The following is a 19,511-nucleotide window of genomic DNA, read 5'->3' on the forward strand; positions in this document are numbered from 1 at the left end:
GATGACAGATAAAATTCTATCTCGATCTGGATAGCTCCTATGCGTCAAAACCATGACCAATTATCCTCATCGGCAACTTCGGCAACCAATTTTGCCTTAGATGCAATCACTAATGATAAACTTCTTTCAGCAGCTTCAACTAGTTCGGGTAGATGTTCGCCCGAATCACGCAACAAAATTGTAGCGATAGGATCCGGAATTTTAAGTCCTCCCCCCACAGGGAATAGAACACGACCATAAAAGCCGATATCTACAAGCCTTTTCGATAAAAGAAGGACGTTATCCCAATTTGGGTTCTTGCTGACTGTCGACAATCCTTGCAAATCTGATGCACCATATAATTCGCACCGAATTGCCAACCTCAAAACTGAGCCACCACAATCCAAACCTGTTGTAGATAAATATTTATACACGCTATCTACTGATGAACCGCGCCTAATTCTGCCAACCAGAAGAAAACTTACCTTATGAGATCCTGATTTGGCGAAATTGAGAACGTCCTTAGCTAATAGCTTAGAAACGGCTGGCCCAGCGTTATGGATAGCTCGATGCATTTTTGTTCGTATTAGGTGCCAGAAAGAAGGCCCCATCGAATCAATCTTTTCTTCGATTAGCTTATGTATCTCAGACAAGACACGGCCACTTGACCAAATTAAACAAGTCACCAAACACAAATATGCTTCTTCGGTATCAAGCTCTTTAGAAATTTCCTCAGCCCACCATTTGGAAGCAGATGACTTTAGACGTGCATATCGTAACCGATCCACTATTCCTTCATCAAACCTCCAACCTTTTCGACCCCAAAATCCCTTTTCTTTTGTCGATCTTACGCCCGAAGACATCAATGCGAGATGCTTGAAAAAGCTTGCATTCGGGTAATGAGAAAGTCCAATATCAACCAATTCTCTCCAAGGTGAGAGACTGTGTTGCCAATCTAAATTTTGATCTACTGATAAAGATGCGCAGGACTTTAGAAAACCTTTCGTCCTTACAACATATTCAGGCGATGAAGTATCGACAGAATCAGAAATAAAACTACTAACAGATTCTGGGAATCTAAACCGTCCCAGCATAAACCCATCTTTATCACCAGAAATCCTGTAATAATACAATCTAATATCAAATATATCAGAAATCACGTCAAAGTATAAATTACCCGAACCTTTCTTATCTCTGATTCCACCATAAGATGCCGACATGCACATATCAAAATAAGCATTAAAAAGAATTTCTCTATTTAAAATATCACCAAATCTTCCATAAAAAGACAAATACCTTATTGCCGCCTCTTTATTAAATTCAAATACAGATAAAACATTTTCAATACTTAGATTACCTTCGACACCAATACTATTAGATTCAGGAACAAAATTCACAAAATCGCTACTATACAAAGTACACATCCAAGAATCTATAACATCATTATCCACAGATGATTTGGATATGGCAGAACAGATAAAGTTTCTCTTTTCAAAATTTCTTTCATTTCTTAACAATTCCAAACACTTCTCAACCATCCTCTTTTGGCCAGAAGCATCAGGAAGGTTAAAACTATATCGCGACCTCCCACGCCTAGTAATACGCCCATAATCACCTAAACGATAAAACCCAGGACACTCAGTTATAAATTCTATTATTTGGCGAGTGCTGCGAGGGGATTGAGAAAATACCCAATCAGAAAGAAGCATAAGAGCCAGAGAACGTGAGTGGTTTATTAGAGAATAATCAGCGTCCTCTGAAAGCTGGACCAGCCCCTGAACTAACGCGGGAAGTTCACCAATATCATAGAACCCACAAAAGAATCGTGTTACGTTTGTCCAATAGAAACTTCTAGCCAAAGCATCAAGTCGCTCTGGCCTTGTACCCCTTTTAACTTCGCCAACAGGAGAATAAGCTGCGGTTGAATAAAGGAATTTCGCAGCAAAATACTCGCGAATTGGTTGAACTTCGAATTCATACGTCCCTTCGACACGGGATACAAGAGCGACCACCCGTTCAACCATTCCGATAAGAAGATCATCTAGGGAACAGTCTTCATGCTCTCCTTCCTTTAGATACCTATCAACTATACTTCTCAGTTCTTTAGCACTCACACTACCAGAACTTTCTCCCCTCTCTGTCTGAACTTGTATTGTCCACGCAACAAATCCATGTATACCCAATATAAGATCTCGGTGCGTTCTAATAACACCTGACTTCTCAGCCTCTCTATTAAAAAACAATTCAATATATTTGTCATACAGACTTGTTCTTTTGTCTGGTAATGCAGGCCCCTGAATATGGATAAGATGTAATAGTATCGCCAATTGCATCGGATTTCGTGCAAGTTCTTGAAGATGCGAATACTGAAGCTTCTCCGCCAAAGTCTCGGTTAGAGCGGAATACTCATCAGGCGATAGTCGCTGTGCGCGGCTCCATTTATCCCGATATTTCTCAACATCCGAAGACCGCAGGTCACGTAACTCCAGATGCGTCCAACTGTCTTCCGGAAACCCCGGTGAATTGGCGAATGCAGCAGGACGACTGGTAACAATCACCAAAGCAGTGAGACACAAATCCCCCAATCTCTCTGCGGCCTCACAGATTCTTTCAACGACCAATGCTCTTGTTGGGATATCAGCGATCTCATCAAAACCATCCAACACGAACAAACAATGAGATCGCCGCAAAAAACGATGCAATTGACTTACATCGACACTATGACCTCCTGAGAACCATGATATTTGCATCGCCAAGAATGTTTCTAGCGATCCATTTAAGGAAACTTCACTTTGTAAGTGCTCCTTATTTTTTGCATACGGATGCGACCCATTCACCCAAGTCGCGAAGTCCCTTAAATCGATACGAAAGGGCACCCGAATGGGCATGTTCACGTGATCAGCACTAAGTTTTCTCAGATCATCAGCCTTGCTCAGAAGGCTTAAACGGTTAACTTGGCTAATATATTGAGTTACAGTCGATTTTCCTTGACCCGGGGCGCCCTCAAGCACCAGAAATCCTCCTTTGTTTGGGACATCCCAAGAGAGTATTTTAGCGGCGGCCACATCGCCCGGTATCCGGTCTTGATCTTGATTACCTTCAGAATCTCCATCTAAAATGGTATTTTCAAAACTATATTCCTTCTGAAAGGCTCTGATATTATATATTTTACTTGTAACTCTCTTGTGAGAAAGACGGAACTTTGGGGAAGACTTCTGGCCAATTGGGAGGTCTACATATAGATCAAGTAGACCATGCCTCATCTCTACTTGCTTGAATTTGACATCTTTCTCAGCGGCATACTGGGTATTCATGTACCCCTTTATAGCTATCGATACGTTTTCTTCGTCAAACCCAGAAAGTAGTATCGGAAGCAAATCTGTGGCCTTAAGCATTTGGGGGAAAGACCACTTCATGTCGACATCAGAACGAATGCGAGCATCGATGTCATCACGCCACCAGACTTGAGCTGGCATCCCCAAAGCCTGCGAAAACTCCTTGTTGGCTTTATCAATAGCACCAACACCAAGAGCACCGGTGCCGGCAACATTCGTAATCAGAACGTAACGTATTGCCCCTAGGTCACTTAGTTTTTTGATTTTACTAAGCTCAGTTTTTATTGTGTCAACAATCACTGAGCGAGAGGCCTTTGAATGATAGTTCTTGTTAAATTTTACTTGGTAAACAATAAACTCTTGGTCTTCATCTAGCCAAATCCATTGCAAGGCATCACGCCCACCATCCTGCTCACCAACAGGGAAGCATTGAACATTTGGAAACTCTTTAACTAACAGTGATTGAGCTAGTTTTTGAAAGCCATCATCGCCCAAAACTTCGTAGTTAAATTCCATACCGCCCTCAATGAATTCTATATTACAATCTACAAACTCAACTATAGGCTGCCTCCGTTCAAAAAAACAACTATAGAACAAAATCAAAACCAAATTCTTGCCACTGATAGGAGGAGAGCTTGACAGCACTGACTATTGAGGTTGCAAGTGAAACCTGGCACCACCTCTCCTCAGACTGGCTGAACTGGGCGGATCAACTCGCCCCCGCAGCACAGAAGATCAACCGGCATCTGATCGAAGCACTTGATCTGCCGGTTTTGGCGCATGCCGCCGATGAGCGGGGACTGGCCGTGCTTGATCTGGCGTCCGGGGTCGGGGAGCCAGCATTCGGGATTGCGCGGATGCTGGCAGGTGAGGACGAGCTAGGCCTGCACGGCCAAGTGATCGCATCCGACATCGTGCCGGACATGTGTGCCGGTCTGGCCGAACGCTCCGGGGCGGAGGGGATTGGCAATCTGTCGGTGGTTGCCGCCGACATGGAAAAGCTGCCCTTTGGAACGGGCACGATGGATGCGGTTTCGTGCCGGTTTGGCGTGATGTTCTGCCATGATCCCGATGCCGCGCTTCATGATGCCAGCCGGGTTTTGCGTGCCGGTGGCCGGGCGGCTTTCATGCTCTGGGCGCCGCTGGTCGATAATCCGTTATTTGCCGCCATGGATGGGGTTCTAGGCAATATGCTGGGGACCGGGTTTGCCGATGCGGGGCTTGACCTGTTTGGTTTTGCCGATCCCACGTTGGCGACTTCGCGCATGATCCGCGCCGGGTTTGGTGATGTCACAATCACCACCCATAATCCCGCCGGGCGCATCCCGGAACGCGCGGCATTCTGGAAGCCGCAGATGGAAATGCTGTTTGGGCCGCAATTACGCGCCGCCACGGATGCGGAACGCGGGGCGATTGACGCCGCGATGTTCGAAGCGCTCCGTCCTTATGTAGCGGATGGGCATTTTCAGGTTCCGATTTGTTTTCATGTACTTGCCGGGGTGAAGGGGTAAGAACACCCCCAAAAGCGGCGTTTTTCCCTTGATTTCCACAAATCTTCGTGTCAAACCGCGCGCCTTGGAAGGGATGTTTCCTTCCCCTGTCGTAGCACCAGGTTAAAAACACGAAAGACATGACATATGAAGACGATTGTCGTCTGTTCTGGCGGGCTGGATTCCGTCACGCTGGCCCATAAGGTTGCGGCCGAGCACAACCTGCATTCCCTGATTTCGTTCGATTATGGCCAACGCCATAAAAAGGAACTTGATTACGCCGCGCGTGCCGCACGCGATCTTGGCGTCAAACATCACATTGTCGATCTGACGCCGGTTGGCGCACTCCTCACCGGGTCGTCATTGACAAGCGATGATATCGCTGTACCCGACGGCCATTATGCCGAGGAAACCATGCGCATCACCGTGGTTCCCAACCGCAATGCCATCATGCTTGCCGTGGCATTCGGGGCTGCGGCATCGGCCGGGGCGGATGCGGTGGCGGCCGCTGTTCATGGTGGGGATCATTTCATCTATCCCGATTGCCGCCCCGACTTTATCAAATCGTTCCAGATCATGCAGAACCACGCCCTTGAGGGTGTGCGCGACGTGTCGCTTTATACGCCGTTCCTCCACGGGTCGAAGGCCGATATCGCCGCCGAGGCCGGGCGGCTTGGCGTGCCAATTGATCGCACATGGTCGTGTTACAAGGGTGGTGAAACCCATTGCGGGCGGTGCGGCACCTGTGTCGAGCGGCGCGAGGCGCTTGAACTTGCCCGTGTGCCCGATCCAACGGTTTATGTGGATCGCGATTACTGGAAACAGGCACGGGCCGAACATATGGCGCGTAGCCTTGGCGCTTCACCCACCCCTTCCGCACGGGCGGGAGCCCAGACTTCCAGGGATTGAAACCGCAGGACCGAGCATGGGGCAACATGGATGCCCGCTTTCGCGGGCATGACGAAGGTAAGGTAATAACCCCCAAAACCGTCACTCCCGCGAAGGCAGGAGTCCAGTCTTTCGAACCGCAGACTCACAGACACAACCCAACCCGGCCGCAAGCCCTCCGCCACATCGCGGGCACGGGCGCGCCGTATCGAAAGCAATCATGATGTTCACCATCACCAAACAATTCGCCTTTTCCGCCAGCCACCAGCTCGCCGGGCTTGATGCCGATCACCCATGCGCGCGCCTGCACGGGCATAATTACATTGTCGAGGTCGAGCTTCGCGGTGCGGAGCTTGATGCGCGCGGCTTTGTCCGCGATTACCGCGAACTCGCCCCGCTCAAGAAAATGATCGATGACGAGTTTGATCACCGCCATCTGAACGAGGTCCTTGGCCATGATCACGCCACTGCCGAACGGCTGGCGCTGTTCTTTTACGAATGGGCGCATGACCGCTGGCCCGAAGTAAGTGCTGTGCGCGTTTCCGAAACGCCGAAAACCTGGGCGGAATACCGGCCATGAGCGGAACGGAACTTGAGCCGGAAATTGAATCAGAACTGGCACACGATAAAATCCGCATATCGGAAATTTTCGGCCCGACCGTACAGGGCGAAGGTGCGCTGATCGGCATGCCGACGGTATTTGTCCGCACCGGCGGCTGTGATTATCGCTGTTCATGGTGCGATACGCTTTATGCCGTCGATCCGGCCTTTCGCGCCGACTGGAAACCGAATACGGCGGCCGAAGTCATGGATCGGGTCCGCGCCCTTTCGGGTGGCAAGCCGATCCTTGTGACCCTGTCGGGCGGCAACCCGGCGATCCAGCCGTTGGGCGGCCTGATTGCGCTTGGTAAACGCGATGGCTTTACCTTTGCCATCGAAACCCAGGGCAGCATCGCACGCGACTGGTTTGCCGATCTTGATTACCTGACTCTCAGCCCCAAACCGCCAAGCAGCAGCACCGATTTCGCCCCCGATGCTCTTGCCGCCTGTATCACTGCGGCGCGTGCCAATGGTGTGTTTGACGGCCCGGCGATCACGCTTAAATTCCCGGTCCGCGACGATGCCGACCTGATGTTCGCCGACCATGTCCGCAACCTGCATCCCGATATTCCGGTCTGCCTGCAACCGGTCAACATCACCCCCGCCGAACCGCACCCGGACGGCCTTAACGGCGTTGATATCGACGGCCTTACGGAACGCTACCGCTGGCTGGTTGATCAGGTGTCAGAACGCGGCTGGTTTAACATCCGCGTCCTGCCGCAATGGCACGTCCATGTCTGGGGCAACCTGCGCGGAGTGTGATTCTCCGCTGCCCCTAGCACAGCAAAGCCCGCGCCACATTCGTTATGCGGGCATATATTTATGGAAAATAAACCATGAATTGAAAATAAATCATCCAGTAGACGACAAGCAATATCAGATAATTAGCCGGTTTTCCGAGGCGTTGCGACCACCCGCGATTTGCTTTTGCGCGCCATTCTGACCATTTCTAATAGGGAGGTCTATTTTGCCCTCCTGAACAGAAAGCAGGACAAAATGTCTTTTCGCAGCTTTTCACTGAACCATGTGAAGTCCGGGAAGCAAAAGCCCGCAGAACCGCTGGAAGGCCGCCCGGTCGATACGCCATTGGCCCAGCCGGAACATTCGCCGCTTGAAGGTCCGCCAACCGTCAAACAGGCAGAAAATCCGGTCGCCAACCCCGCGCCATCCGCGCCACCGCAATAACCGGTTTCACAAACAGGCGGGGGATTGCCCCCTCCGTCGGTTTTGGTTCCTGTGTCGAAGGCGCAAGGAGCTTGATCATGACCATCACCCGCAACACGCATCGGACCGTCACCTTTTTCCATCCGTTCCGGCTGGAAGGATATGACGAGCTGTTTCAGGCTGGCACTTACGAGGTCGAAACCCTTGAAGAACTTGATCTGATGGCCGCGACGCGCAGCTATAAAAAGGTTCAGAGCAACCTGCATGTCTGGTCACGCGATGGCAAAACGACCTTTGAACGCGTGCTGGTTCTTGATCCCGTCATTCTTGATAGCGCCCTGGTCCTGGATGCCGACCCCCTGCGCGAGGAAGAACGCGCCCGGATGATCGGTGCAACTGGCAAAGATGACGATCACGGCGACGCAGATGACGCAGGGGAAGACGATCACCCCGGCCACGCGACGACCGGTCCCGGCCCTGCCTTCCGTCCCTCGCAGCCCGATCACAGGACGCCATGAAATCATGCAGATCAGGATCGAGTTTTTCCGCGTGCATGACGGCTCTGACGCCCGTGCACGGTTAAACCGGATTGACTGCGTCACCCCCGATATCGAGGCTGCGATTGCGCAGGCCGAAGACCTTTTGAAAGGGGCGGGCATGCCTCAAAAACCAGATGCCTTCGCCCTGTTTGATGATTTGGGGAACGAGCTTTATCAGGCCCGTTTCACCCCGACCAATCCGCGATAGCCCCTTTGATATCGCCTGATCTCGCGCCCCCAAAAAAGGAGCCATCAATGTCCTTCAAGATGATCGAGTTTATGAAAATGGCCGCCGGGTCGCTTTCATTTCTGACCGTGACGGTATTCCTGTTCTGGACCATTCTGGGCTAAGGTCCGGTCATCACCAGAAAAAGCATCATAAGGCCGCCGATCCGAAAGGTCCGCTTGCGGATACACTGCACATTCCGAAGGCCATCATCATGGCCATCGATGGCGTTTGTGACGATGCCCTTTCGGGCAACCGTGCTTCGGCCATTATTATTATCGCTGGGTTTGGTACTGGTATTATGGCTGGTCTTTGTGCTGGGCTTGAAAAGGTTTCTTTGATGGTTGCTTTGCTGGTTTCTGGGGCGGATCATGTCGGCAGGTTCCTGTTGTGAAATCCTGCCGACCCTGCACTATTGTGCGACGTCCGGCGTCCGGGCCTGCTCATCCGGCCCTGCCGGCCCAGCCGGTGTCACTCCGGACGGCCTGTTTTCTGCCGCTGCTCGCGCATTTGCCCGCACCGCACTTGGCGTATCCCCGGTCAGTTTCTTGAACGCCAGATTGAAGGTCGATTTCGAATTGAAACCAACACTGAGCGCCACATCAAGGATGGTCCGCTCCGGCTCGGCAATCAGCACCGCACGCGCCTCCTCAATCCTGGCCCCATTGACATAATCAAAGAAATTCTGCCCGACATGATGGTTTAAAACATAGGATAACTGATTGGGCGAAAGCCCCACCGCACGGGCGAGTTTTGGCAGCGAAACCAAAGGATCCAGCAGCAAGTCACCGCGTTTACGGATATCGTCAAGCCGCCTGAGCGCGGATGCCACACCGTCACCGTCAAGAAGCGGCCGCGAGATCGGCTCCGCGTCGGAACCCCTTGCAGAAGACGCAGCAGGAGCCACCGAAACAACAGCACTGTTTGCCGAACCTTGTACTGGCTGGGTCAGGTCCTCTTCATCCACCTCACCTTCGCCCGGCCAATCGGGCATGACAAACAAAACCGGCTGGGTCGCGATTTCATAACTGAGTGCGAACAGCAGCAGCACAAATGCAACCCCGGTTCCCGACATCGCCAGGTCTTCAACAAAGAAAAATGCGGCAATCTTACCGATCAGGGCCGTCAGGAAGATCAGGCTGACACCACCAAGAATGACGCCCATCCAGCGGCGCATCGCGTTGCGATCCACGCCGAGCTGTTCCTGTGCCTGACGGAAATACCGATGCGCCACCTTCCAGATCAGCAAAACATAAGTTCCCGCCTGCGCGAAAATCGCAAACCAGCAGAAACTGCTGATGGCGGCAGGAACAGTAAAACTATGTTGAAAATCATCGGAAATGGGCATGCCATTGGTGATCGACCATGCCATGAGATTCAGGACCACCCCAGCCAACACAAAATGCACCCAAGGCTGACGTGACGGCACGCCCGAAACTTCGCGGAAGTAAAGATAAACAGCAGGGGCAATCAGGAAATTGGCAGGAATGAATATCATTTCGACAACCTGATAGCCTTGCTGTGAAAAGAAAACCTCTGCGACATCTTCGAACAGGTTGAACGCCACAGCAGCAAGGAAAAGCATCATCCAGCGATTGGCACGAAGCGCACGCGCACCTTCGGACCGCAACAGCAGACAAAGGAATGCTGCCTGCGCGATGCCAGCGACAGCCACAAACAGATCAAGATAGTCATATATATCGTTCATAAACGCGCTTTATCCCGTTTGATCGGTGCCCGGCATTGTCCCCTTACCGGGGTGAGGAAATGTCGTCCTATATCGTTTCAATATGCACGAACAAACACAATCGGCGTCCGACGATGCACAACCGGACGCCCGGCCGGACAAATTAAGCCAGTTTGTTTCAATGATAAGCGCGGTTAACCCCAACCAAATCAAACCACTCGCCCGATTTTGTAACAAACCACCCTTATCAGTCGTCATTAAACCGAAACGTGCAATAAATTGACTATATCAGTCCGATATACTAAGAATCGATATATATCGAAATGATATAGTTGTTCTGGCCTCTTCCCCCGCCGGAACGATGATCGGATCGAGACGCATAACAGGATGGATACCGAACAGAATATGGATGTACGCACATTGTGCCTTGGCGCCCTGATGGGTGGTGAATCAACCGGATACGAGATACGCAAAATGTTTGAAGATGGCACTTTCAGCCATTTCCAGATCGCGTCTCTGGGTTCGATCTATCCGGCACTGACCAAGCTGACCCAGGACGGGATGGTGACCTTTGTTGAACGCGAACAGGAAAATCGCCCCGACAAAAAGGTTTACCAACTGACCAGCGAAGGCCGCCGAACGTTTCTGCGCACATTGTTGCAAACCCGCCCGGGCGAGGATCGTTACCGGTCCGATATTCTGTTCATGTTGACCTTTGCCGAGGAACTGCCCATCGAGCTGACCGAGGCATTGATCGATGAATTCGCCGCCCGCCACGAAATGATGAAATTCGATATCGATCCCGACAATCCGCAAAAGGATAAATGTCCACTTACCCATGGCCGCGATGAAGACGGACAGCCGACCCCCGGTTGCCGTTTCGTCGCCGGACTTGGGCAGGCAATGTGCGAGGCGACACTGAAATTCATCCGCGAAAACAAATCAGGTTTGATCGAGGAATTGCGAACCCGCAAAGACAGTAAAGCCTGATCCGCCGACAACAATAACAACAGAACCAAGAATAACAAGAACCGCAAGGTTCACCACAAAGCGCCACTTTATCAAGTGCCACACGCATTCCGTTTGGGCATATCTGAGGGAATAGAACCATGAATGCTTCACGCCTTATCGCCATCGTACTTGCCGTCGGGGCGGTACTTTGGGTTGGGTCCGGATTACTGGGCGGGGACGATTCCGCCGAAACAGGGCCGACGTCAGTGGTCGAGAACGCAGACGGTGCGCAAGTCGCGAAAAATGGCGATGCGCCTGTGCCGACCACGTCACCTTCGGCCGGGCACGCCCCACATGCATCGGTCCGCGTCAGAACCAGCGAAGCCGTCGAACATGTCGATGTCCTGCGCATTTCCGGACGCACCGAAGCCGTGGTTTCCGTTGAAATCCGTGCCCAGATTGATGCCATGGTCGAAGAAATCGGCGCAATCAAGGGCCAGCGCGTGAAAAAGGGTGATCTTCTGGTCAAGCTGGCGGTTGAAGACCGTGCCGCGCGCGTGGAAAAGGCGCGTGCCCTTGTCGCCCAGCGCGAACTTGAAAACAGCGCGGCCAAAAGCCTTGCCGAAAAGAATTACCGTTCGAAAACCGGTGTCGCAGAAACCAAGGCCCTGCTGGAAGAAGCGCGGGCGGACCTGAAACTGGCACAGATCGAACTGAACCATACCGAAATTCGCGCCCCGTTTGACGGCGTGGTGGAAAACCGCCCGGCTGAAATCGGTGATCTTCTGTCGGTAAACGATCCTGTCGCGACCCTGATCCAGGCCGACCCGATGCTGGTGGTTGCCCATGTCCCCGAACATTCGATCGGCAGCGTCCAGACCGGCCAGTTGGCGCATATCACCCTGTTTGATGGGCGCGAGGCCGATGGTGTCGTGCGCTATGTGTCGCAGGCATCGGACAATTCGACACGTACCTATCGGGTCGAAGTCGAAATAGATAATACCGACCTTGGCATCCCCGATGGCATGACATCCGAATTGCAAATTCCAATCGGCACCAAGATGGCGCATCGCGTTGCCCCGTCGGTCCTGACGCTGAATGACGAAGGTCAGGTCGGCGTGCGCGTCGTTGTCGATGACAACAAGGTTGCGTTTTACCCGATCGAACTTCAGGGAGGAAACCGAGATGGCATCTGGATTGGCGGCCTTCCGGAAAAGATCGACCTGATCGTGGTCGGCCATGACTGGGTCAAGGAAGGCGCAACGGTCGAAGTCAGCCGGATTGAAACCGGCGATACCCCCGAAGGTTTACAAAACATGGCCCCCGCCCCCAAGGAAACGGTCGCGCGTTAAGCGTGGCATTGAGGAACTGGAGACAGAAAGATGTCCCTCATTGATATTGCGCTTGACCGTTCGCGCACCGTTATCCTGACCCTGATCCTGCTGTTGGCAGCCGGTTGGGTGGGTTACAACGCGATCCCCAAGGAAGCCGACCCGGATGTGCAGATCCCGGTCCTTTATGTGTCGATGCATCATGATGGCATTTCGCCCGAAGATGCCGAACGGCTTTTGCTACGTCCGATGGAACAGGAACTTCGCACCATCGAAGGTGTGAAGGAAATGACATCGCAATCCTATCAGGACGGTGCCTCGGTCACGCTTGAATTCTATTCCGATGTTGATATCGACGACGCCCTTGCCGATGTGCGCGAACGCGTCGACATTGCCAAGTCAGAATTGCCCACCGATACCGACGATCCCGAAGTTCACGAGGTCAACCTGTCGCTATTCCCGGTTCTGGTTGTCACCCTTGCCGGTGATGTCCCTGAACGGACCTTGCTGCGTCTGGCACGCGACCTGAAAGACAATATCGAAGGTATACCTGCGGTTCTCGAAGCCAATCTTGCCGGCAACCGCGAAGAACTGGTCGAGTTTGTCATCGATCCGATGAAGGTGGAAAGCTATCGCCTGAACGGGGTTGATATCGTATCGCTGGTGCGCAATTCGAACGCGCTGGTGGCCGCGGGGGCCATCGATACCGGATCGGGCCGCTTCAACATCAAGGTTCCCGGCCTGTTTGAAACGGTCAATGACATCCTTGACATGCCGCTTATCGTTGACGGTGATTCGGTCATCCGTTTCCGCGATATCGGCGAAGTCCGCCGGACCTTCAAGGATGCCGAAAGCTTTGCCCGTCTGAACGGCCAATCGGCCATCGCGATCGAGGTTTCCAAACGTGTTGGCGAAAACATCATTGATGTGATTGACCACATAAAGTCGGTCACCGCCGAAGCGGCTCAATCCTTCCCACCCAATATCACGGTCAGCTATTCGCAAGATAAATCATCAGATATCCGCACCATGCTGACCGACCTTCAGAACAGTGTTATCCTTGCGATACTGCTAGTCATGGTGGTGGTGATCTGGTCGCTGGGCTGGCGGTCGGGGCTTCTGGTGGGCCTTGCCATTCCGGGTTCCTTCCTGACAGCAATCCTTGTGCTTTGGGCACTGGGCATGACGGTCAATATCGTGGTTCTGTTCAGTCTGATCCTGGCGGTCGGGATGCTGGTGGATGGCGCGATAGTGGTTACCGAATATGCCGATCGCAAGATGCTTGACGGATTGCCGCGCAAGCAGGCCTATCCGCTAGCAGCCAAACGCATGGCGATGCCGATCATTGCATCGACGGCAACAACACTTGCCGCCTTCCTGCCGCTGGCATTCTGGCCGGATATCGTCGGCGAATTCATGAAATTCCTGCCGATCACGGTTCTGTTTACCCTGTCCGCGTCGCTTGTAATGGCGCTGATCTTTGTGCCCACGGTTGGCGCATGGTTTGGCAAGCCCGGCTCTGCCTCAAGCGAGGCATTGGACGCGGTTGCCGCGGGCCGGATGGATCGTTTGCGCGATCTTAAGGGCGGAACAGGTTTTTATGTCCGTCTGCTTAAAGGCTCGTTGCGGTTCCACTGGCTGGTTGTACCGATGGCATTTGTCATCCTGATCGGGGTTTGGGCGGCATTTGGTATATTTGGTCGCGGGGTGGAGTTCTTCCCGGCAGTCGAGCCCGAAGTCGCCGCCGTTCAGGTCCGTGCGCGCGGCAATATGTCCTACTATGAACAGGATGCGTTGTTAAAGGAAGTTGAGGATCGCATTCTTGGCCTTGACGCCAAGCATGAAGGCGAACACTGGTTCGATACCGTCTATGCCCGTTCGGGCCGCAGTGCAAGCAGCGGCGGCAACGACACCCCCGAAGACGTGATCGGTGTCATCCAGCTTGAATATGCCGACTGGCAGAAACGCCCGAAGGCGACCGAGATCGAACATCGCATCCTTGAAGAAACCGCCGATCTGGCCGGCTTGCAGATCGAAATTCGTGCCGCCGAAGCAGGCCCTCCGCAAGGCAAGGATGTCCAGATTCAGTTGCGGTCGCTTTATCCCGATGCACTTGATGAAACCGCGACCAAAATCATGACCGGATTGCAGGAGATGGGCGGTCTTTACAATTTCGAAGACGGCAAATCGCCTCCGGGAATTGATTGGGAATACACGGTTGACCGTGCGCAGGCCTTGAAATTCGGGGCGGACATCAACCAGATCGGCAATGTGATCAAGCTGGTGACCAACGGGATCAATTTTTCAACCTATCGCCCGGATGATTCGACCGAGGAAATCGACATTGTCGGTCGTTACCCGGCCGAACACAGGTCCCTTGAAGAACTGCAAAGCCTTCAGATCGTGACCGACAAGGGGCTGGTGCCGCTGGCCAACTTCGTCAAACGCACCGCAAAACCCAAAACCGGGACATTGTCACGCGTTGACAGCCGCCGCGCCCTGACCGTCAAGGCCGACGTTGCCGAAGGCATCCTGGTCGACACCAAGGTGCAGGAGGTCAAGGCATGGATGAAAAACCTTGATATCGATCCGCGCGTTTCGGTCGAATTCAAGGGACAGGATGAAGAACAGCAAAAGTCGGCGGACTTCCTGAAAAATGCCTTCTCGGTTGCGCTGTTCATCATGTTTGTCATTCTGGTCACCCAGTTCAACAGCATCTCAAGTTCGCTTCTGATCATGGTGGCCATCATCATGTCAACGGCGGGTGTTTTCCTGGGGCTGATGATCACGGGACAAGCGTTCTCCATCGTTATGAACGGGATCGGGGTTGTGGCACTGGCCGGGATCGTGGTGAACAACAATATCGTTCTGATCGATACTTTCGACCGGCTCAAACACAGTGCGGACAGTATCGAAACCGCGATCCTGCAAACCGGCGCGCAGCGTTTGCGCCCAGTGATGCTGACCACAGTTACCACCATCCTTGGACTGGTGCCGATGGTGTTACAGATCAATATCGACTTTGCCGAACGTTCCATGTCGATTGGTGCCCCTTCGACCCAGTGGTGGGTACAACTTTCGACATCCATCGCGTTTGGTCTGGCCTTTGCCACCGTGCTGACACTGGTCTTTACCCCCTGCGCACTGATGATGCGCCACAAGTCGGGGATCGGTTGGCGGAAGCTAAAGGCACGGATGGCGGATAAATTTGGCAAGGGCGGCACGCCACAATCTGCCGACCATAGGTCATAATCCCGGCCACGCCAGACATAACAGTAAAAACCGCGCGACATTCCCCCCGACCCCGCCGCGCGGTTTGACCGGCCCCCAGCTACGCACCGGGGGCCGGTCGCTTTTTTTTGGGGGGACGGCACACCATAAAATCCAGAGCGTCAGGACATAGTTCGATGGAGCACTCACCGCATTTCAAGACCGCCCCAAGTGATAGGATAAATCCTTCGTTCGGATAGGACCCCTTACATAATTTGATAATGAGTTGGGTACTATCCTGACGACAAAACAATAAAGATCCTTGTAAACTCGGGAACTGAAAATGGGATTGCGGATGAAGTTCCGGCTTGGATGTGGTGCAATTTCCGGCCTGACTGGGCTTTTAGCCCTGCCCTTTATGGCAGCAACGGCCAATGCCGATGTGCCAGGTACACTGATCTGGACAGTGCCGCCATTTGCGCCCGCCTTCATCTCCGAAGATGGTAAACTGACGGGATATGCCGCAGATACCCAGAACTGGTTTATTGCGCGACTGGGGGATTATCAGCACAGAATTCAGGAAGTCCCCCTAGCACGGCTTCTGGCAGAAATGCGTGATAGCAGCAACCCGGAAAACGAGCACAACAATGCCCGATGCAGCACCACCCTGATCCCGAACGACGAACGCCGCAACTATATCAGCTTTGCCAAGACCATTCTTTTGCACTTGCCGATTTCGGTCGTTATCCGCGCCGGGGACGAGCAGAATTTCAAACCGTTCATGGATGAAGATGGTCATATTCAGCTTGCACAGCTGATGGCAAACCCGGAGATGGCCACCGCCCTTCGGATCGGGCGCTCCTACGGGGCGCTGATTGACAATTATGTCGAACGATATCGCAAAGCCCCGCAAATCATGCCGGTGGCCGACGACAGCAAACTTTTAAAGTTGCTGGCAATGGGGCGGATCGACTGGATATTCTATTTTCCGTCCGAAGCTGAATTTTACCGCCGCGATGTCACACCACACCAGCAGATCAAATCATTGCCAATCCGCGGTAACACCAATCTGCTTGAAGCCACAATCGGTTGCGCCAAAACACCGGTCGGACAACAGGCCATCACCCGGATCAACCAGATTGTCGATGCCAATCCTGATATGCCCTGGACAAATTTCTATGCCGCGTGGCTTTCCCCCCAGGACCGCGAATGGTTCCTTTCGGCCTGCGCGCAATACATTGATCCCAAACAGTTCGAAGCGTTACTGCAACCAACCAAATAGCATCAGCGTCGCGTTAGCCGGTGACAGAATGCGCGCACATCCTATCCTAAAGTGACCGACATGACATAAATGGGGCTGGAAAAACCATGCGCATTCCGATCATCAAAACCCCAAAAAAACCGGCAATTATTCCATAACAATGGGATTTATGGCGCAATTTTCTGTCGTGTGGCTATTGATCCTTACCGCCAACCCACCACCTTTGGATAAGCACAAATCGAAACATCGAACCGCGCATCTTGGCGATCGGAAGAATTGGCATGGGCAGACGACTTTTCAGTTCTCTGATGATTGCAGCATTATTGGCATTGCTGGCCTTGAAGCCATCGGGCGTGATGGCGCAGGACGTGCGACCATCAGCCCCTGAAACCAAAACCGATATCGTTTGGGCGATTGATGCAGACATGCCCGGCTTCATCAAGGTCGAAAACCGCTTGAATGGTTATGGCGCGCAGATGCTGGACTGGTTTATCGTGCGTATGCCCGAATATCATCATTTGATGAAAATCCTGCCACGCCGCAGTGCATATGACGCCATGCGCATGACCGACGATACAGGCCAGACGGTCTGTATTCCCGGAACGCAAAATACCCCGGAAAGGGCGCGCGAATTCATCCTGAGCAACACCGTCGCCCCCCTTCTGCCGTTGTCGGTTGTCGTCCCCGACAGCGCGCTGGTGTCATTCAAGCCCTATATGTTCGGGGACGGCACGATTGACCTTGAAGCCCTGCTGGGAGACACGTCGCGCTATACCGCGCTGGCAAAATCGCGGTCTTATGGACCCGATATAGATCGCATCCTGGCAGAGGCGATTGATTCCCCCAATGTTCTGCGCACCGACAATCAATCAAGTTTTCCTCTGATGCTGGAAATGGGGAGGATCGACTGGATGCTGGCCTTTCCGGTGGAAATCGAGTTCCATCGCCGGGCACAGGGTAAAGCATCCGATACGGTTGCACTGCCTATCGGGGGAATGCCGCGATTGCTTGATCTTGCCATTGCGTGCAACCGGTCATCAACCGGGATCGGTGCGATCACCAAGATCAATGACATCCTTGCCAGCAATCCTGACATGCCGTGGCTTGAATATTATGTCGATTATCTCGGTCACGCCGACCGTGCCCGTTTCAAGGAAACACTGCGTGATTTCAAAACAACGCGTGATGTCCCTGCATCCGCGATGCAATGACATCCGCAAAACAAAACAGGCACCGTAAAAACGGTGCCTGGGAAAGTCTTGATCGGGTGTGATCAGTTCTGGTGGACCCTGTTAAGTCCCTCGTCGGGATCGTCGTCGGGTTCACCGTCATCGTCTTCTTCCTCGGCTCGGACTTCTTCCTGCTGGTTTTCAACACCCATCCGGCGATAGGACCGATAGGACAGCGGGAAGGTTGCGAAATAGACCGCGGCAATCACCGACAGGGTCAACCAAGGCGAGGACACCAGAAACGCCACAGACGCCCCGAATGCCAGCATCAGTGGCAAAACCCACGCCCGCGGAATTTTGACCTTTTTGAAAGAAAAGGTCGGCATGCGCGAAACCATCAGTCCGGCAATCAGAACACCATATGGTGCGACGATATAGGGGCTGTCAAAAACGCCCCGCCCGAACTGGAAGGTCAGAACAATCGGCCACATCGCAAGGGCGGCTGCCGCCGGGGCCGGAACGCCGGTGAAAAAGCGATAAGCCCATGTCGGTAATTCCGGTTCACCCAGCATCTGGGTATTAAACCGTGCCAGACGCAATGCCATGCACACCGCAAACAGAAGCGACAAGGCCCAGCCGACCGGTCCGAATTCATGCAGCGACCAGAAATACAGCATCATCGCTGGCGCAACGCCAAAGCAGACAAAGTCCGAAAGACTGTCAAGTTCGGCCCCAAAACGGCTTGATGCGTTCAGCATCCGGGCCAGACGACCGTCAAGGCCATCAATGATCCCGGCGATCAGGATGGCGGCAACCGCGGCTTCCCATCGATCCTGCATCGCAAAACGGATCGACGTCAGCCCCGCACACATCCCCATCAGGGTCGCGACATTCGGCGCCAGACGGCTGAGCGATAATGCCTTGAACCGACGGGGGCGATGATCTTGCCGGATGCCGCCTGCCATTAGCGAATCTCCCCGACGGCCGCTTCAACCCCCTTGGCCGCAATATCGGCAAGGATGGTTTCACCCGCAATCGTGGTCTGGCCAACGATGACCTTGGGTTCGACACCTTCGGGCAGATAAACGTCAACCCGCGATCCGAAACGGATCAGGCCGAAACGTTCGCCCGCCTTAAGCTGCGAACCACGACCGACATCGCAAAGGATACGACGTGCTACCAGACCCGCGATCTGGACAACACCGAACTCGCGACCTTCCCTGTCACGCACCAGAAGGATCTGGCGTTCGTTGTTTTCCGATGCCTTGTCGAGTTCGGCATTAACGAATTTGCCGGGGACATAGGCCTCGCCGACGACTTCACCATTGACCGGGCAACGGTTCACATGAACGTTGAACACATTCATGAAAATCGAAACGCGGGTACGCGGCGTTTTGTCGTCCAGTTCAAGTTCCTTGGGCAGTGGTGCCTTGGAAATCATGCAGACGCGGCCATCCGCCGGGGAAATGACAAGATTTTCGTCAACCGGGGTAATACGATCCGGATCGCGGAAGAAATAAGCACACCAGAGTGTCAGGATCACACCGATCCAGCCCAGCGGTTCGGCAATCAGAAACAGAACCACGGTGATCGCTGCAAAAATCGCAACGAATTTCCAGCCTTCGGGATTGATCGGCACAAGAACGGATTTCAAAGTCTTTATTCCCTGGTTGCCATGGGT

General features: G+C 53.1%; 16 protein-coding genes and 1 pseudogene. 13 read left to right on the plus strand and 4 right to left on the minus strand.

The window, feature by feature from the left end:
- Nucleotides 1-44 precede the first annotated feature (44 nt).
- Nucleotides 45-3,830 (minus strand): NACHT domain-containing protein, encoded by a 3,786-nt coding sequence (locus tag BC440_RS19215; RefSeq protein WP_139192149.1) that lies wholly within the window; start codon nucleotides 3,828-3,830, stop codon nucleotides 45-47.
- Nucleotides 3,831-3,949: 119 nt separating this feature from the next.
- Here BC440_RS19215 and BC440_RS19220 point away from each other — a divergent pair, with 119 nt between their 5' ends.
- From BC440_RS19220 to BC440_RS23000, 8 genes are all read left to right on the plus strand, one after another.
- Complete coding sequence (locus tag BC440_RS19220) at nucleotides 3,950-4,825, plus strand: methyltransferase domain-containing protein (RefSeq protein ID WP_247643611.1); 876 nt, start codon at nucleotides 3,950-3,952, stop codon at nucleotides 4,823-4,825.
- 126 nt (nucleotides 4,826-4,951) lie between these two features.
- Nucleotides 4,952-5,713: a 7-cyano-7-deazaguanine synthase QueC gene (queC, locus tag BC440_RS19225; RefSeq protein ID WP_071241003.1), complete on the plus strand. Its 762-nt coding sequence runs from the start codon at nucleotides 4,952-4,954 to the stop codon at nucleotides 5,711-5,713.
- A 199-nt stretch (nucleotides 5,714-5,912) separates the two neighbouring features.
- Nucleotides 5,913-6,272 carry a 6-carboxytetrahydropterin synthase QueD gene (queD, locus tag BC440_RS19230; protein ID WP_247643612.1) on the plus strand — a complete coding sequence of 120 codons (360 nt, stop codon included), beginning with the start codon at nucleotides 5,913-5,915 and terminating at the stop codon, nucleotides 6,270-6,272.
- Entirely contained in the window at nucleotides 6,269-7,054 is a 786-nt protein-coding gene (gene queE / locus BC440_RS19235) for a 7-carboxy-7-deazaguanine synthase QueE (RefSeq protein ID WP_071241005.1), read from the plus strand. The genes queD and queE overlap by 4 nt, the downstream gene beginning before the upstream one ends.
- A gap of 234 nt (nucleotides 7,055-7,288) precedes the next feature.
- On the plus strand, nucleotides 7,289-7,477 hold the full coding sequence (locus BC440_RS19240) for a hypothetical protein (RefSeq protein WP_071241006.1): 189 nt from the start codon (nucleotides 7,289-7,291) through the stop codon (nucleotides 7,475-7,477).
- Between the two features lie 77 nt (nucleotides 7,478-7,554).
- Complete coding sequence (locus BC440_RS19245; protein ID WP_071241007.1) at nucleotides 7,555-7,974, plus strand: hypothetical protein; 420 nt, start codon at nucleotides 7,555-7,557, stop codon at nucleotides 7,972-7,974.
- 4 nt (nucleotides 7,975-7,978) lie between these two features.
- Nucleotides 7,979-8,203 (plus strand): hypothetical protein, encoded by a 225-nt coding sequence (locus BC440_RS19250; protein WP_007090508.1) that lies wholly within the window; start codon nucleotides 7,979-7,981, stop codon nucleotides 8,201-8,203.
- Between the two features lie 232 nt (nucleotides 8,204-8,435).
- Entirely contained in the window at nucleotides 8,436-8,615 is a 180-nt protein-coding gene (locus BC440_RS23000; RefSeq protein WP_139192150.1) for a hypothetical protein, read from the plus strand.
- Between the two features lie 18 nt (nucleotides 8,616-8,633).
- Here BC440_RS23000 and BC440_RS19260 read toward each other — a convergent pair whose 3' ends face one another.
- On the minus strand, nucleotides 8,634-9,929 hold the full coding sequence (locus BC440_RS19260) for a helix-turn-helix domain-containing protein (protein ID WP_071241009.1): 1,296 nt from the start codon (nucleotides 9,927-9,929) through the stop codon (nucleotides 8,634-8,636).
- Nucleotides 9,930-10,295: 366 nt separating this feature from the next.
- Between BC440_RS19260 and BC440_RS19265 the strand changes: the two genes are divergently transcribed.
- From BC440_RS19265 to BC440_RS19285, 5 genes are all read left to right on the plus strand, one after another.
- Nucleotides 10,296-10,898: a PadR family transcriptional regulator gene (locus BC440_RS19265; protein ID WP_071241010.1), complete on the plus strand. Its 603-nt coding sequence runs from the start codon at nucleotides 10,296-10,298 to the stop codon at nucleotides 10,896-10,898.
- A 119-nt stretch (nucleotides 10,899-11,017) separates the two neighbouring features.
- On the plus strand, nucleotides 11,018-12,211 hold the full coding sequence (locus tag BC440_RS19270; protein ID WP_071241011.1) for an efflux RND transporter periplasmic adaptor subunit: 1,194 nt from the start codon (nucleotides 11,018-11,020) through the stop codon (nucleotides 12,209-12,211).
- A gap of 30 nt (nucleotides 12,212-12,241) precedes the next feature.
- Entirely contained in the window at nucleotides 12,242-15,442 is a 3,201-nt protein-coding gene (locus BC440_RS19275) for an efflux RND transporter permease subunit (RefSeq protein ID WP_071241012.1), read from the plus strand.
- A gap of 301 nt (nucleotides 15,443-15,743) precedes the next feature.
- Entirely contained in the window at nucleotides 15,744-16,682 is a 939-nt protein-coding gene (locus tag BC440_RS19280) for a transporter substrate-binding domain-containing protein (protein WP_071241013.1), read from the plus strand.
- A 260-nt stretch (nucleotides 16,683-16,942) separates the two neighbouring features.
- Complete coding sequence (locus tag BC440_RS19285; RefSeq protein WP_071241014.1) at nucleotides 16,943-17,872, plus strand: hypothetical protein; 930 nt, start codon at nucleotides 16,943-16,945, stop codon at nucleotides 17,870-17,872.
- Nucleotides 17,873-17,934: 62 nt separating this feature from the next.
- Here the strand turns inward: BC440_RS19285 and pssA are convergent, their stop codons facing one another.
- Complete coding sequence (pssA, locus tag BC440_RS19290; RefSeq protein WP_007090516.1) at nucleotides 17,935-18,795, minus strand: CDP-diacylglycerol--serine O-phosphatidyltransferase; 861 nt, start codon at nucleotides 18,793-18,795, stop codon at nucleotides 17,935-17,937.
- Nucleotides 18,795-19,508, minus strand: a pseudogene (locus BC440_RS19295) (phosphatidylserine decarboxylase); the annotation flags it as partial. The pseudogene BC440_RS19295 and the gene pssA, both read right to left, overlap by 1 nt.
- Between the last annotated feature and the right edge of the window lie 3 nt (nucleotides 19,509-19,511).

It is taken from the genome of Thalassospira sp. MIT1004 (genome assembly GCF_001858545.1).
GTDB lineage: Bacteria > Pseudomonadota > Alphaproteobacteria > Rhodospirillales > Thalassospiraceae > Thalassospira > Thalassospira xiamenensis.